This is a genomic window from Methanoculleus sp., assembly GCF_030019085.1.
Classification (GTDB): Archaea; Halobacteriota; Methanomicrobia; order Methanomicrobiales; family Methanoculleaceae; genus Methanoculleus.
The window spans coordinates 1-15,010 of the sequence record NZ_JASEFJ010000028.1 but is presented as its reverse complement, the minus strand read 5'-3'; the positions used below and the strand labels follow the sequence as shown (position 1 = coordinate 15,010).

Here is a 15,010-nt window from a genome sequence, read left to right as displayed (position 1 = left end):
TACCTCCGTTCCCGGGAATGCTGTCATTGAAGGGAGGGTACACGCATATCACCCAAAGAATCTGAAAATACTCAAAGACAAGGCTCCGTTCAGTGACAGCAACTGCTGTAAGTCTGCTGAAAACTGCTGTCACTCAGGGGTGGGTGCTGATCCGTCACACGGTAGACCTGTCACTACCTCCGTTCCCGGGAATGCTGTCATTAAGGAGAAGGTACATGCAGATCACCCAGAGAACCTGAAAATACCCAAAGATAAGGCTCCGTTCAATTACAGCAACTGCTGTCAATCTGCTGAAAACTGCTGTCATTCAGGGGAGAGTGCTGATCCGTCACACGGTAGACCTGTCACCACCTCTGTTCCCGGGAATGCTGTCATTAAGGAGAGGCCACACGCATATCACCCAAAAAATCTGAAAATACTCAAAGATAAGGCTCCGTTCAGTGACAGCAACTGCTGTCAATCTGCTGAAAACTGCTGTCACTCAGGGGTGGGTGCTGATACGTCACACGGTAGACCTGTCACTACCTCCGTTCCCGGGAATGCTGTCATTGAAGGGAGGGTACACGCATATCACCCAGAGAACCTGAAAATACCCAAAGATAAGGCTCCGTTCAGTGACAGCAACTGCTGTCAGTCTGCTGAAAACTGCTGTCACTCAGGGGAGAGTGCTGATCCGTCACACGGTAGACCTGTCACTACCTCCGTTCCCGGGGTGATGTCACCCGGGAGATGATAACCAGAAACCAGGGGCTCCCGCACAGTTCAATGACATCACCCGCTCTCCCCCAATCCGTCAACCCTGCCGATTACATCGCCCTCCTGATATCAGAGAAACGAGCCCTTGCCACGTCTGCAGCTGGCGGCCGACATCCCCCCGGCGAGGCGCAGAAGGGAAGGGTATACCTGCTACACCTGTCTCAAGAGGGCCAGACATCCTGCCACATCCACGACCGCAACCGATTTCAACCCACGCACCCGTGAAGGGTGCGACCCCCCACCGACACCGCGATCTACGGTGTGGAATGATTTCAACCCACGCACCCGTGAAGGGTGCGACAGCGTTTCGCCATACCCCTCGGCGTTGTTGATCGTATTTCAACCCACGCACCCGCGAAGGGTGCGACTCTCCAGACCAGTTTGTAGTGATCTGCACTGATGATTTCAACCCACGCACCCGCGAAGGGTGCGACTGGAGCCAGATCAACCAGCGGACGGTCGGACTTATTTCAACCCACGCACCCGCGAAGGGTGCGACTGTACTTTTTTTTCTTAATACGCTTAGATATAAATTTCAACCCACGCACCCGCGAAGGGTGCGACGCAGTATGCGCTGTTATTCCAGATATACCGGATGATATTTCAACCCACGCACCCGCGAAGGGTGCGACTTCTACTCACGCTAATTCCAGGCGAAAAGATATGATTTCAACCCACGCACCCGCGAAGGGTGCGACGGTCGAGATATGTGCGTCGGTCGATGTTTTCGAGATATTTCAACCCACGCACCCGCGAAGGGTGCGACATTATGCGGGTCTATACTGCCGCAGGCATCGAGATTTCAACCCACGCACCCGCGAAGGGTGCGACGGTTGTCATCGTGTCTTTCTGCGAAAACGCCTTCAATTTCAACCCACGCACCCGCGAAGGGTGCGACCCGCGGGCTCCGAGAGGATCCCCTTGGGCGGAAGAAATTTCAACCCACGCACCCGCGAAGGGTGCGACCATATCTAAGGTCCCCACCGGCACGGATGGAAAATAATTTCAACCCACGCACCCGCGAAGGGTGCGACTCAACCAACCATGATAGGCCCCCAACGAACCCAATTTCAACCCACGCACCCGCGAAGGGTGCGACGAGAGATCGCTGTGGCTGCAAGCAAGTACTGGTCATTTCAACCCACGCACCCGCGAAGGGTGCGACGATATGGCAGACGTGCTGCAGAGACTGCAGCGTACAGTATTTCAACCCACGCACCCGCGAAGGGTGCGACTCCTTGAACTTGCTTTGACCTCGCTTGAAATCGAATTTCAACCCACGCACCCGCGAAGGGTGCGACGGTGTTGGCCGATGGAGGTCTCTGCGCGGTAGATATTTCAACCCACGCACCCGCGAAGGGTGCGACCGGGCGGTGGCGGGAACCGGGATCGGTCTCCCCAGATTTCAACCCACGCACCCGCGAAGGGTGCGACAGGATGAGGCGCGAACCATGTACGAGATCCTACATATTTCAACCCACGCACCCGCGAAGGGTGCGACTCGAGACCATGAAACAAAACTGTTTGATCATGATTTCAACCCACGCACCCGCGAAGGGTGCGACAGGGGACGGGACGGTGATCCTTCTGCACGCGGTTTATTTCAACCCACGCACCCGCGAAGGGTGCGACTGGTATCGATTGATAACCTCAGGAGAGCGCACCAATTTCAACCCACGCACCCGCGAAGGGTGCGACTCCCCATTCCGAGCGCGGTCTGGATGTCAAACGTCCCATTTCAACCCACGCACCCGCGAAGGGTGCGACGACGTACCCGATATCCGTTTTTCCGCCGGTCTTATTTCAACCCACGCACCCGCGAAGGGTGCGACATGACGTCGAGGTCGGCAGCATCGAGCGCGACGGATTTCAACCCACGCACCCGCGAAGGGTGCGACAATGCACGATCCAAGCCGGATCGCGTCCTCGTTCTATTTCAACCCACGCACCCGCGAAGGGTGCGACCCGCGATCGCCCCGCCCCGACCGGGCACGGTCACATTTCAACCCACGCACCCGCGAAGGGTGCGACCTCGTGAAATTAGGATACGTTGCAAACACGGCATGATTTCAACCCACGCACCCGCGAAGGGTGCGACTGGATTTTCGAGGAAAGACGATGAAGGAGAGGAAATTTCAACCCACGCACCCGCGAAGGGTGCGACCACCACGGTGCCGCCTTTCACCAACCGGATATCGATTTCAACCCACGCACCCGCGAAGGGTGCGACCTTTGGCTGGCGATCTTGCAGATATATTCAGAGATTTCAACCCACGCACCCGCGAAGGGTGCGACTCGAGGTGTCGCTCTCGGAGTATTCGACCGGCAAATTTCAACCCACGCACCCGCGAAGGGTGCGACGAAAAATGGCGCCGCGCGTTCGCCGACATCCATATTTCAACCCACGCACCCGCGAAGGGTGCGACTGCAAACAATCCGGATCAACCGTTCGCCCATTTCAGGGAGCGTGGGATGATGCCGGATCATTTGGTACTTAATCCACAGGACAATAAATGTTGTTCCCACCAAAATGAGTAAATCCCGATATATCTAATATAAAAAATATTTATACCTGGATAAAAACCCGGCAGTGCTCCGTCAGCCAGCACAAAGAACTTACCTCCGACACGGAGTGACCACCCCCACAAAGGTAATATAGCACGTTAAAGAAAATCCTGCGAACCTCCCCGGGAATCAATGTTCACCTAAGGTTCGCAGAATCATGCAATTAATAGCCCTTCCGGATCGTATCCTCCCTTCGCACCGAAGTGCTCCATCCGGTTTTTCCAGTTCTTCCCCAGGTAGTAAAACCGGAGACTATCTTTCTCCTCATCAATTAATTCGCACAGAGAACTTTTAAGCTTGGCGAACTGTGCAGGGTCAACGAGACACTCAAATACAGAGTTCTGCACACGCTGCCCATAATTCACACACTCTGCCGCCACCTTTCGTAGCCGCTTCTTTCCCTCAGGAGTCTCTGTGTTGACATCATACGTTACCAGGACCATCATACAGGCACCTCAATTCATAAAGAACGGCGGATAACCATCAATATCACCCCGGAGGAAACGGGCCATCAGCATTGCCTGCACATACGGAAGCAGACCGACAGGTATCTTCTCGTTCAGGTATGGATGCGTTATCGTATCCTGCTTCCTCTTCTGCCATGCGGCTATGACCGTCTTCCGGCCGTCATCAGTCAGGATAACTCCCCCGTTCTCTTTCTTATAAAAATCGTCCCCGCTGACCTGTTTTAAATTTACAAGATTCAGCGCGAGACGATCTGCCACAAACGGCCGCAGTTCTTCCATCATATCCAGCGCCAGTCCAGGGCGTCCTGGACGATCAGTATGGAAAAATCCAACATATGGATCAAGCCCGACCGTCTCCAGTGCGGACTCAACATCGTGAGCAAGAAGCGTGTATAAAAATGAGAGGAGTGTGTTCATATTATCCAGTGGCGGCCTCCGATTTCGTTCATGCAGGTAAAAATCGTCCTTCTGCTTGAGGATCAAATCATCAAGTGTAACAAAATAGAATTTTGCACAATTCCCTTCAATCCCGCGGAGGGTATCGGCAGAATCGCAATCCTCGATCTTCAGGAGGTTCTCGATCAACAGCGCATCCACCTCCCTGACCCGATCGCAATCAATAACAGCACCGTGATCGCGGATGCCTCTCCCGAGGACCGTTCTACAGTTCACAATCTTGCCTATAATAAAAGACTTTGAAATCTCCAGCGCCTCCTCGCAATTGTCCGCCTTCCGATACTGCGTCCGCCGCAGCAGAACGTTACCACGAACACGCCCGCTAACCCGGGCCAGAAACTTCCCTGACGGCGTTAAAAAGGAGAGGCCAACATTATTCTCAGAACAAAGCCTCATCAACTGAGGACTGGCACCCATATAACCGAAACATACGATACCCTCGAGGTTGTGGATCGGAATACGGAATTTATCCTCGTTATTGACCCTTACCACCACGTTCTCCCCATCGCGGGTCAGGTAAGCATCCGGTGTTGTCACATAAAGGGTATTCAGCAACTTCCTCATGTGAAGACCGCCCCTGGAGACAAAGTTCGTTCCCTGGGGGAGCAACCCCAAAGACATCCTGAAACCTCAAACATCCTCCACACAGGCCTCTTTAATGTGTTTGCGCACATATCTGCGGACCGAGAGATTCTTCCTGGTTATTTTTGGCATGCAGACATCCTGAAGAGAACAGAGACTACACTTACGAGATGGATCTGCAGGTGGTGTGACACCCTCTCTGAAGAGGGCATGCATCTCTTCCGATAACGAGCAGACCCGGTCCCTCAATTCAGCAGAGAACAAAAGCGGCACTCTTTTCCGGATCTCATCATAGTAGAACTCACCACGATCGACATAGATCCCAAACATCTCCTCAAGGCACATCGCCTGCGCACACAACTGAACCTCATCACGCTCATCAATCTTCGGTTTCCCCCGCTTATACTCCACCGGCCTCATCGTCCAGAGCCCCTCATGACCAGAAAGAGCAACACCTTCCTCAGAGCGGATGTACTCAACAACATCCGCCACACCGTAGAGCCCAAGAACGTATGAAACCAGTGGAAACGCACGTGAAATTACCACATCGCCACGGCTCTCGGCGAAAAAGGGATCGTTCACCCGCTTGTGTACCACCTGGCCTTCCACAGTCCGCAGGTTGTCCTCCCACTGGCGCTCGATGTGGATAAGCGCCCACTGTCGGCGACAAAAACAGAAATGCTGGATACCCGACAGCGCCAGAAGTTCGTCGTCGGTGTATCGCACCCCACTCATAATAACTCGACTACCTCTACTCCAGCAGGCACATTTCTGTCGATGGCGATCCGGTAATCTTCAAATGAACGTGGAGGTCGATCACCGGAGGTTCTCTCCACTTTGACCTTGTCAAACAGGATATGGGACTGACAACACCCAAGCGCGGTATCATGCTTGAATACGATAAGTTTCCTGGCGGACAACTTCCCCCTTGAGGCCGAATGATCGTGTTCAAACATGTTGACCAGACTGTCCCAGAAAAGTTCCAGATCAGCATCGGAGAAACCCGTCGTCTTCTGGGCCAGGTGAGCGGAGATGTAGCCCTCAGCACGATACAGAGCGTATGGGACAATCTGTTTCTTCCCCATTGTCTGCCCCTTCTCGATATCCCTCTCGTTCGCAACCGCCTGCCGGGTAATCGTAACCTCCTGCTGAAATATCGGATCAATGCTTCGGGCGAAGTTCAACTGCACAGGCCCACGAACCTGTCCACAGTTCACTTCTGTGGTCATCACGGCCCCGAACGCCCGGATATCAAAGAAATTATCGCACATGAACTTCGTCAGTCGGCTATCCTTTGGCTTTTTGCTGCTTGGTTCGATGCCAAGATACTCACACGCCCTCTTGTGCTGGTTGTTCAGAACCACACCAGATTTGACGTAGATCTCATAGCCCGGAACATCACTCTTTACCAGTTCAACGTAATCCCGGACCTTCCTCTTGAGACAGACATCAGTAACGATGCCATGCCCCGTCTGGGGATCGACCCGCGGCATATTCCCCATGTCCGGGTCGCCGTTCGGATTGCCGTTCTCCACATCGAACAACAGTACAAACTCATACCGATTTTTAATAGGTTCACTCATAATTACGCCGCCTCGCTCACAACTTCCTCTTTTTTGGTGAAATTCGCCTTCCGCTGGTGGTAATAGCCAAGCATAAACATCCCCTGCTCCTCAAGGCTCAGATAGGCGGGAAACTCGTCCACCCCATCCAGCGCTTCCTCAATATCCCTGGCGGTCTTGAACCCCCAGTCGGACTTGGCTATATGATGCTGTGCAAGTTTCAAAAGAACCGGGAAGACCACAGCTGGCGTCGTCGACGCACTGCTGAAGTACTTGCTGCTGATCGTGCTCTTTACATCTCTGTTTGCATCGGCCTGTGCCTTCTCAAGTATGGCAAACAACCGCCCGAGGCGATACGGCACATTCGGATTATCTTTGTTCAGGCTCACGCTAATCAAATCCTCCTTTAAATTCATCAAACCGGCTCTTGAAAGCCGTAGCAGGTAGGCCTTAATGAAGCCTGCCCTGACAGAGTTGATCGACCGCTCAACCTTTATCCTGCTGAGAATCGCACCGTACATTTGAACAGGATACGGTGTACCGTTCAGGACCGACCTCATAACAAGGCCTCCAAGAAGCGGAGCAGGGGCCTTATTATCAGCACTCTGTGCGACAGTCTCCCTGAGCAGGCGGTACAACGACACGTACCGCGGATCGCGATCTCCCCTGACAATCTCCATATCCAGATGATGACGCGCCGCTTTTGTGACGAAATTGCCAAAACGGTCCACATGCCAGAACCGCACCGCAAGTCTCGCATTGTTGGGGGCCAGACCAAGCATGTAGAAATTCGTCTCCGGGTCAGCCCCGGTGTCCTCAAGGTGGATCTTCCGGCCACTCCGGACCTTATCGAGGATATCCCGGATCAGCTCTATCTTCTCCCAGTCCTGAACCCTCTCCGGGTCAGGACCTTCCCCGCCCGTATCGTCCTCGAAGACATCCGGTGGGGCAAAGAGGAGATTGGCAACCTCTTCGCAGGCTGTTCCACTTGTCTCAGCCCAGAAAACGACAGTTGTCTCGGCAATTCGTATACGGTAGTCCTGATGTGCGAGCAGGTAATTCAGTGCGGTGGTGTATTTAAACATCGCCGATTCACTGATGGGAGCGTTAAAACTCTGTTCTTTTCCGTAAGAGCAGAATGAGAGGTCATTGAACGTGACGAGCGACGCACCTGCCTTATGCGCACCAACAACTCCGGTGATTTTGTTGTGCACTCGTGCAACAGGAGCGGTCCTGCCTGTTACAAGGCACTGCGTGGTAAAAACCGTATCATCACCCTTCGGGGTGAGGTGATTCTCCCAGAATTCCATCACGGAAGGTTTCGTGTGCAGGAATATTCCCTCACACTCAAAGACACAATTCCCACCATCAAGGAGTTCGTCCATGTATTCCACAATCTTCGGGTGCCGGGCGAAGTCCTCAGGGTTCCAGGTGTCCAGAAAGTTCAGGAGGGCCCGGACACCTGGATCGTCCAGAGAGTCAAACAACCTGTGATGAAGGTTCTTGAAGGCTTCAAATGAATCGCGTGATCGTTGATTAACCAGAACCACCTCTTTCTCTGTCTCAGCAAGGATCTTGTAATCAGACGACGCACTCTTTCCGGAAGATTTCACGAGCATCTCTTTGAACTCACTTCGTTTGAGCTTCTCGACACCAAAGATGTATTTCGCGTTATCGCAGAGAACGTTGGGTGCTATGCCCACCGTGCGAACACCCTGCTGGGGGACATCCATAACCCTTGGCCGCTTTTTCTTGTTGTCATCAATCCTGAGATCGATGATGTACGACAACTTACCATCCGGATCGAGGACCAGCGCAAACGACACATTCCCTTTGCTATACCCCGGCGGGGAGATCCCTGCACCCTCATCCTTTGCCAGAATATCATAATACCGGCAGAGAGACTGTATGATCATGACAAACCACCATACCCAAGGCACCGCTCAACGTCGATAACGCCGTCCACCATGACCGCCCTGTAAAAGATTGGCTTCATGCCGTCGGAGAAATCGATATCGTATAACATGAACCCGAGATCTTTTTCTCCCCCCTTCTCTCCAGTGTAGTATGACTTTGGCATCTCCCCTTCGACGAGTTCAAATCTAACCGGGAACTCACGGCAGCCAAAGTAAGGCTGGTAGAAACATTGACCTTTCCGCATCCTGCGGAGCGCAATGTTGTAGTGCTTCTCAATGGTATCTTCAGGACCCGCCTCGTCGGTCAGTTCAAAATGCGCTTCAATACCATAACAGACATCGCGCAGCACCAGTGACGCCCGTTGAACGGCACCATCTGCCGCATCCTGGAAAAGTGCCACTTCCCCGCCGCGGAGCGCAGTCTTAACTTTGGCAGCGGGGATCTTGCCGGATCTCTCGTTTCGGCGGATGTTATCAAACTTGATCGGGTTGAGGACATGAATTTTGTCGATCTTCCAGCGGATGGCAGGCTTCCAATGGATTGCCTCGAGAATCCCCCGGGCAGCTGACGGGGTCATGACATCATAACTCACCCGTTCCGTCTTCATCTCCGGGCGGGTGAAGCAGGCGTAATCGCCCCAGACCTTCAGTCTTACTCCATACCCAATTGCTCTCACCTCCCTAAACAATCAGTAGTGACTTTTCGCTTTCATTATCTTTTCTGCTTGCAAGTCCAATCTCCTCGGAGTATTTGCTCATGTCATTGAGCACATAGAACCTCTCATCCAGCAGATCGATTAGATTTGCCCGTTCCAGTTCCTTGAACTCATCCGGGTAGATGCTGATCGTATATCCCTGGAGGCGCCGTGCATACTTCCATGGTTTATCGCTGGCCCTGAGATCCTTGAGGAGTGATCTGCCCTCTTCACCGTAGGGAATGATGAGATCCTTTGTAGCCTGTTCGATGATGCTGAACTTCCACCCGGCATCCTCAAACGGGAATGCGAGGTCATGGGCCCTCTTCTCAAACAAAGTTATTATTCCTTTCTTGTCGAGTCCGTCCTCGCCCTCATACGAGTAAAGTTTCTGGAAGTACGCCTCAACAGCCTGAAGAGAGAGCGGATCTTCATTGGTGTCGATGACCATCCGGCCGATCTCCGCAGTCATGCGCTGCCAGCTGGTAGCCTGACCGTAGCGCTCGGTCGATCGGAAGATATAGACGTCACCCCTTTCGATCTTCCCCTCACGGTTGCACCGCCCGGCTGCCTGGGCAATGGAGTCAACACCGGCTATCGCCCGATAGACCACTGGAAAATCTATATTCACACCGGCCTCTATCAACTGGGTTGAGACGACACGGCAGTCAGCACCTTCCCTGAGCAGTCTCCTGATCTCGCCGAGCTGCTTTCTCCTGTGAACCGGGCACATCCGGGCACTCAGGTGGAAACATTTCTCATGTTTCGAGAGTGCAGCATGCAGGTGCTGTGCATGGGCTCTGGTATTGACAATACACAGCACCTGACGATGCTCTTTCAGCCTTGCAGAGAGTTCTTCGTCGCTCAAATGTCCAAGATCGGTTACACGCACCCGGCGAAATGCTTCATAGAGTTCCGCGGGCGAACGCATGATCTCAACGGGCCTGAGATCACTGTCCAGAAGATCGCCAAGTTTCGGCTGTGTTGCCGTGCAGATAACAACCGTGGAGCCGTAGTTCCGGACGAGTTCAGAGAGAGCCTGCAGGCAGGGCATTAAGTATTCCGTTGGTAACATCTGGGCTTCATCGAGTATGATGACGCTGCGGGCTAAATTGTGGATCTTCCTGCATCTTGACCGCCGGTTAGAAAAAAGAGATTCAAAAAACTGGACGTTTGTCGTTACAACTATTGGCATGTCCCAGTTCTCGGCTGAGAGTCTCAGGAAGTGCTCCACTGAACCAACATCATCGTCAACTATCGCCCCGGGGTCGAAGTTGCTGTGATGCTCCAGCACATTTCGATCTCCGAAGATCTTCCTGAACGTTGCAGCGTTCTGTTCGATGATGCTCGTGTAGGGGATTACATAAAAGATCCTCTCCAGGTTATGGTGCCTCAGGTGGTCAAGTGCGAACGCCATCGATGAGAGCGTCTTTCCCCCACCGGTTGGAACGGTGAGGGAAAAGATCTGTTGTGGGAGAGAGGCCATCGCTCTGCACTGTTCATAAATCTCCCTTCTATATCGGTTGATCGCGGTATCCTCTGCTTTTGAGTGGAGGGAATCCATATAGTCATCCAATTTCTTCGAAAGGTTTTCGAACGATTCGTAATGCCCACGTGCATGAGCTGAGCGAGGATCTGCAAAAGATTCCGTGTCGAGGGAATCTGCATCAACAAGGCACGAGTAGAGCATTCGGGTGAAGAAAGCTATTGAAAAGCCTCTCTTTTTCGTAGTCGGACATAACTCCAGGCGAAAGTGTGTTAGATCCGGGACAGAGATCTCCTCGCGGTATGCTGAATAATCCGGCAGATATTTGTTTGCCAGGCGCTCTTCAAGTCCACTCTCGCTGCTGCCGTAATTTAAGAGCCCGCCGTGGTGCCCCGTGATGATATACTCCAGTAGACGGCTTAAATGACGGTTGTACAGCGCCCTGGCCTCCCGTGCGCCAGCGGTTGAATGATCAACCCGAATATTGGCACCCTCCAGACGCCGCTGGAATTCAATCGAATACTTCCCTATGTCGTGCAGTAGACCACCGGCATAGGCGAGATCACCGGCATCGAAACGATCTGCAAACGCCGAAGATATGTCGGCCACATTCTGGAGGTGAACTATAAGCAATTGCCAGCAACTCTTGTCGGGGTTGGCCGTAGAGTGTGCATAATACATAACGCGGGTCACTGAATCATAATGTTTGACAAAGAGGAGATAAGTGTAGCCATTCATTGTCATACTCCAGAAACCCGATCTCCCTCCCTATTTGCCACTGCATAACGTCCAGGCCATGACCACAATTTAGGATCAAGTCAGGGCTAATCCCCGCCATTTCAATGGCGGGATACAGCCCGTCCACCAGAAACTATAACAGCATATTGTGCCCTATGAGACTATGAAATGTTTAAGCAAGGGCACTGGATAAGTACAAGAGGGTGCGTATCAAAGGATTTGTCCTGAACACTCAGGAAGTCATGCCCGATCATGTCCATCTCTTTGTCATCGCCCATCCCAAATTTGCTCCTGCAACCATCGTCAAGATCGTGAAAGGGGATCACCGCCAAGAAACTCTTTGAACAGTATCCATCCTTGCGAAAACAGTTATGGAATGGTTATCTCTGGAATCCATCATATTATGTCGGAACGTGTGGAGATACGACAAGAGAGGTCGTTTCAGAAGTATATCGAGACTCAGAAAGTGAGTTGCATACGGTCTTCCAGCAAAACAAGGACTGCAACTCCCCGGTCAGATCTGTAGAACCATAACTCCCGGAAAGTTTAGACGCCAAGCTACACCAATTCCGGCGTAAATCACTTTCTTTTCAAAAATATTCTGTAATGCGCAAACAATCCGTATAGAAGTAGAGGAGACCGGAAGGAAGATCCCCCCGTCGTTGGGGGGCAACACACTTTCAAAAAGAGGGGGAAGAACTACAGGAAACACTAATGTCCCGGAGGGTGTAGCGGGGGCACTCCTCTTTCAGTAACTTCAACCCGGCAACGGTGTACCGAACCCGTTCCCACCGGGGGGAAGGACGCCCGTCCCCCATCCCCTCACCCCTCTCCCCCGGCAACCTCATCCTTCCGGAGTTTCGCCCGCACCACCGCACCGGCGGCCCCCGCGGCCGTCCCGAGGATTATGTAGAGATACCCGAGAGCGATCATCAACATCCCCGCAAGCCCGGCGACGAACCCCTCGCCATACGATGCCGTCCAGAGGAGCGGGATCGAGCAGAGCCCCGTCCCGAAGAGCGCCGTCACGAACCCGACCTCGAGGCCGTCCCTTGTCCCTCCCACGACAGCAAATCCCGCTATGAACCCGCCAGCGATTGGTGCGGCGACGAGCAACGGCCCTGGGGTGACGAATAGAGTTGAAGCGGCGATGAAGAAGGCGACGATGACGATCGTGCCGATCACGACCCCGGCCCACGGGGTTCCGGCCGGGGTGCCGCCTCCCCGGATACCGTTTCGCACCAGGGTTCCAGCAGCCCCACCGATGGCGTTGTAGGGGAGCATGAGTACGATGAGGAACAGAGCGTAGAAGCCAAACGTCGCCAGGGGCGCTGGATACAGGGGATCGTGCGCCCTCAGGCTCATGAGGGCGGTTATGGCGGCCACGATCACGGCCAGAATCACCCCGCAGGCGGCACCGCTGATGGCACCGTCCTTCACCGCTCCCCGGGTGAGGAGCCCGGCGACAAGCCCTCCACCAAAGAGAAAGACCAGCATCCCTACCTGCCCGGGAAGGTAGTTCAGCACGCCGGAAAGCAAGACTACACCGATAAGCAGCGCTCCCGGGATAGCCCCGCTCCACCTCCAGCGTCCGATGGCACAGGTTACCATGCAAGGGGTCTTTCCCTGCTGAGGTTTTATCTCTTCCGACCCCGTGCATGGACAGGGCAGAGGTCTCGACCCTCCAGCACCCCCGGTGTGGGTGTGATCGAGAGCAGGACGACCGCAGCAATCCCTTCAGTCAGAACTAATACCTCCCGATGCCACCTATCAGAAGAGTTGATCGATCCCATGCAGTACTCAGAAGGAAAGGTCGGCAGGGTCTTTACCGTCCGGATCGACGACGGCAAAGACTTCCTCCAGGAGATCCAGCAGTTTGTCACGTCGATGGGTATCCAGTGCGGCACCATCCAGTTCCTGGGCGCCGTCCGGTCGGCAAGACTCGTCACCGGGCCAAAAGAACCCGTCATCCCCCCGTCCCCCCACCGCGAGGAGATCCTCGGCGGCTGGGAGGTCCTCGGGTTTGCAACCATCTACCCCGGCGACGAAGCCCCATCCATCCACCTCCACACCGCCGCAGGGAGGGGGATGCACTCGCTCACCGGCTGCCTCCGGGACAGAGCAGAGGTCTACCTCGTCATCGAGGCCATCATCACCGAGTTCATCGGCATCACCGCAAAACGGATCCTCGACGAAAAGACCGGCGTCAACCTCCCCCTCTTTGACCGGACGCTCCAATGACCGGCCAGCAGCCCGGGTTCCTCCCCATGACCCCGGAGGGCACAGACCGGTTCGACATCATCCTCGTCACCGGCGACGCCTACGTCGACCACCCCTCCTTCGGAACCGCCATCATCGGCCGGGTGCTCGTTGACGCCGGCTACACCGTCGGCGTCATCGCCCAGCCAGACTGGCGCAACGAGACAGACCTCCGACGTCTCGGCGAGCCCCGCCTCTTCTTCTCCATCTCAGCCGGAAACGTCGACTCGATGGTGAACGCATTCACCCCGAACCTCAAACGCCGGCGCTCAGACGTCTACTCCCCCGGCGGCCGACTCCTCCGGCCCGACCGTGCAACCCTGGTCTACACAGACCGCGTCCACGCCCTCTTCCCGAACACCCCCATCGTCATCGGCGGGATAGAGGCAAGCCTCCGGCGGTTCGCCCACTACGACTACTGGTCCGACACCGTCCGCCAGTCCATCCTGGCCGACGCACCCGCCGAGATCCTCGTCTACGGCATGGGAGAACGCCAGGTAGTCGAGATCGCAAAGCGCATCTCCGCCGGAGAACCCCTCACCGGGATCCCCGGCACCGCCCACCGCCTCGACCTCGCCACATGGCGGAGCACCGACCACTCCGACCACATCGTCCTCCCCTCATACGACGAGGTCAGATCCGACCGCCACGCCTACGCCAGAGCCTTCGCGATGCATTACGCCGAACAGGACCCCATCCGCGGCCGCCCGGTCGCCCAGCCGCACCCAAAGACCGTCATCGTCCAGAACCCGCCAGCGATGCCGCTCTCGACCGCCGAACTCGACCACGTCTACGAACTCCCATACACCAGGCGGGCACACCCCTCCTACACAGAACCCATACCCGCGCTCGAACCCGTCATGTTCTCCATCGTCAGCCACCGGGGATGTTTCGGCGGTTGCTCCTTCTGTGCCCTCACCCACCACCAGGGCCGGATCATCCAGAGTAGGAGCATCGACTCGATCGTCCGCGAAGTGGAACGGATGAGAGAGATGCCGGAGTTCAGGGGGGTCGTCCAGGACATCGGCGGCCCCACAGCAAACATGTACTCCCTCCACTGCAACCGCTGGGATACCGCCGGCACCTGCCCCGACCGCCGCTGCATCGACTGCCCCTCCCTCGACCGCAGCCACCGGGAACAACTCCAGATGCTCCAGCGGGTCTCGGAGATCCCGGGTGTGAAACGGGTCTTCATCTCCTCCGGCATCCGCTACGACCTTATCCCGCCGGAGGACGATTACCTCGCCCGGATCTGCGCCCGACACATCTCCGGCCACCTCAAGGTCGCTCCAGAACACATATCGGAGCGGGTCTGTGCCTGCATGGGAAAACCACCCCGCCAGGTCTTTGACGCCTTCCGGGAACGGTTCGAGGCCATCCAGAAGGGAAGGGAACGACGGCAGTACCTCCTCCCCTACTTCATGTCCGGCCACCCGGCGTGCCGGATCGAAGACATGATCGAACTCGCCGAATACGTCCGGGATACCGGGCTCTACACCGAGCAGGTCCAGGACTTCACCCCGACCCC

Annotated in this window: 11 protein-coding genes, 1 pseudogene and 1 CRISPR repeat array; of the genes and pseudogenes, 4 read left to right on the top strand and 8 right to left on the bottom strand. The window is 55.0% G+C overall.

Going from position 1 to position 15,010, the window contains the following annotated elements; genetic code table 11:
- A partial coding sequence (locus tag QMC91_RS09195) for a hypothetical protein (RefSeq protein WP_300237936.1) occupies window positions 1–733 on the top strand: 733 nt, incomplete at its 5' end.
- 226 nt (window positions 734–959) lie between these two features.
- Window positions 960–3,182: direct repeats of the CRISPR family, unit length 32 nt; unit sequence ATTTCAACCCACGCACCCGCGAAGGGTGCGAC.
- Window positions 3,183–3,476: 294 nt separating this feature from the next.
- Here the strand turns inward: QMC91_RS09195 and cas2 are convergent.
- The 7 genes from cas2 to cas3 form a co-directional block, all read right to left on the bottom strand.
- Window positions 3,477–3,767 (bottom strand): CRISPR-associated endonuclease Cas2, encoded by a 291-nt coding sequence (gene cas2 / locus QMC91_RS09190; protein WP_300237934.1) that lies wholly within the window; start codon window positions 3,765–3,767, stop codon window positions 3,477–3,479.
- Between the two features lie 9 nt (window positions 3,768–3,776).
- Window positions 3,777–4,808, bottom strand: coding sequence for a type I-C CRISPR-associated endonuclease Cas1c (gene cas1c, locus QMC91_RS09185; protein WP_300237933.1), 1,032 nt, complete (start codon window positions 4,806–4,808; stop codon window positions 3,777–3,779).
- A 66-nt stretch (window positions 4,809–4,874) separates the two neighbouring features.
- Window positions 4,875–5,561, bottom strand: a complete 687-nt coding sequence (gene cas4 / locus QMC91_RS09180; protein ID WP_300237931.1) for a CRISPR-associated protein Cas4 — start codon at window positions 5,559–5,561, stop codon at window positions 4,875–4,877.
- Window positions 5,558–6,409, bottom strand: coding sequence for a type I-C CRISPR-associated protein Cas7/Csd2 (cas7c, locus tag QMC91_RS09175; protein ID WP_300237929.1), 852 nt, complete (start codon window positions 6,407–6,409; stop codon window positions 5,558–5,560). Before cas7c ends, cas4 begins: the two co-directional genes overlap by 4 nt.
- Window positions 6,410–6,411: 2 nt before the next feature.
- Complete coding sequence (gene cas8c, locus QMC91_RS09170) at window positions 6,412–8,304, bottom strand: type I-C CRISPR-associated protein Cas8c/Csd1 (RefSeq protein WP_300237927.1); 1,893 nt, start codon at window positions 8,302–8,304, stop codon at window positions 6,412–6,414.
- On the bottom strand, window positions 8,301–8,972 hold the full coding sequence (cas5c, locus tag QMC91_RS09165; RefSeq protein WP_366944399.1) for a type I-C CRISPR-associated protein Cas5c: 672 nt from the start codon (window positions 8,970–8,972) through the stop codon (window positions 8,301–8,303). The genes cas8c and cas5c overlap by 4 nt, the downstream gene beginning before the upstream one ends.
- Window positions 8,973–8,985: 13 nt before the next feature.
- Window positions 8,986–11,223 (bottom strand): CRISPR-associated helicase Cas3', encoded by a 2,238-nt coding sequence (gene cas3 / locus QMC91_RS09160; RefSeq protein WP_300237923.1) that lies wholly within the window; start codon window positions 11,221–11,223, stop codon window positions 8,986–8,988.
- 168 nt (window positions 11,224–11,391) lie between these two features.
- Between cas3 and tnpA the strand changes: the two are divergent.
- Window positions 11,392–11,749, top strand: a pseudogene (gene tnpA, locus QMC91_RS09155) (IS200/IS605 family transposase).
- Window positions 11,750–12,045: 296 nt separating this feature from the next.
- On the opposite strand, the gene QMC91_RS09150 reads toward tnpA, so the two are convergent.
- Window positions 12,046–12,834 carry a DUF5518 domain-containing protein gene (locus tag QMC91_RS09150; RefSeq protein ID WP_300237921.1) on the bottom strand — a complete coding sequence of 263 codons (789 nt, stop codon included), beginning with the start codon at window positions 12,832–12,834 and terminating at the stop codon, window positions 12,046–12,048.
- A gap of 180 nt (window positions 12,835–13,014) precedes the next feature.
- On the opposite strand from QMC91_RS09150, the gene QMC91_RS09145 reads away from it, so the two are divergent.
- Together QMC91_RS09145 and QMC91_RS09140 are read left to right on the top strand one after the other, a co-directional pair.
- Complete coding sequence (locus tag QMC91_RS09145; protein WP_300237919.1) at window positions 13,015–13,464, top strand: DUF296 domain-containing protein; 450 nt, start codon at window positions 13,015–13,017, stop codon at window positions 13,462–13,464.
- On the top strand, window positions 13,461–15,010 hold a 1,550-nt coding region (locus QMC91_RS09140; RefSeq protein WP_300237917.1), incomplete at its 3' end, for a YgiQ family radical SAM protein. The genes QMC91_RS09145 and QMC91_RS09140, both read left to right, overlap by 4 nt.